At 72.7% G+C, this 1024-nt stretch carries 1 protein-coding gene and 1 pseudogene; both read right to left on the bottom strand.

The genetic code is table 11. From position 1 onward, the window contains the following. Positions 1-175: 175 nt before the first annotated feature. Positions 176-598, bottom strand: coding sequence for a universal stress protein (locus tag ACFCZN_RS21595; protein ID WP_030585746.1), 423 nt, complete (start codon positions 596-598; stop codon positions 176-178). 156 nt (positions 599-754) lie between these two features. Then, positions 755-1024: pseudogene (locus tag ACFCZN_RS21590) on the bottom strand (oxidoreductase); the annotation flags it as partial.

The following is a 1024-nucleotide window of genomic DNA, read 5'->3' as shown; positions in this document are numbered from 1 at the left end:
AGACCGCCGTGGCTGTCCGTGGCCCGGGCGATCTCCGAGCGGAGAACGCCTGCGGGGTGGTCGCGCCCGAAGAGAGCAGGGGTCATGACCACACGATAGGAGCCCCCACTGACAACGGCCCCTCGTTTCTCCGGGGCGGGCCGCCCCACCCCGCGTCAGCCGCCCCGCTCCCGCCTCAGTCGCGGACCACCGTCACCGGGCACGGCGCGTGCTGGGTGACGTGGAGGCTGACCGAGCCGAGCAGGGTGGCTTTGAAGCCGGTGTGGCCGCGGGCTCCGACGACGAGCAGGTCGGCGCCCTGGGCGCGGTCCAGCAGGGCCTGGGCCGGATTGCCGATGACCACGACCTTGCTGACCGCGGCGGCCCCCGCGGCGCCGAGGGCCTCCTCCAGTGCCTCGTTGAGGGAGACGGTGGCCAGGGCCTGCGGATCGAAGTCCTCGGGCATGCCCGGCATCATCGACGCCCAGCTGGTTGCGGGGTACTCCCAGCTGTTCACGGCCTCCACCGTGGCGCCGGTCAGCTCGGCCTGGCGTACGGCCCAGTGCAGTGCCTTGATCGAGGAGTCGGAGCCGTCGACGCCCACAACGATCCTGCCCATATCTGCCTCCAGCTCGGTCGTGCTCGGTAGCTCGGTCGCGCTCGGTCGCGCTCGGTACAGCGCCCTGTCTCACTGTAATCAAATAGGGCAATCGGGGCGGGTCGATGTGACCCGCCCCGATCGCCCCGCCCGCATGGGGTCGCTCCCGGCCCGGCCTCAGTCCAGCCGCAGGTCCGCGAGCTGCTGCTCGAAGGGGACGACCGCGTCCTCCCCGTCGTCCAGGCCCGGGGTCCGCGAGGCCCCGGAGACCGTACGGCCCAGGACCGCGGAGGCCAGCTCGCCGCCCGCACGCCGGATCCGGGACGGCAGGCCCTCGGTGTACTCGTCGCCCGAGGAACCCCAGTCCTCCGAGGCCGCGTAGACGGAGGTGGGCACGGTGACGGCCCGCAGATAGGCGAAGAGCGGGCGCAGGGCGTGCTCCAGGAC

It is taken from the genome of Isoptericola sp. NPDC056134, assembly GCF_042264825.1.
GTDB classification, from domain to species: domain Bacteria; phylum Actinomycetota; class Actinomycetes; order Actinomycetales; family Cellulomonadaceae; genus Isoptericola; species Isoptericola nanjingensis.
This window is presented reverse-complemented; position numbering and strand designations above follow the sequence as displayed.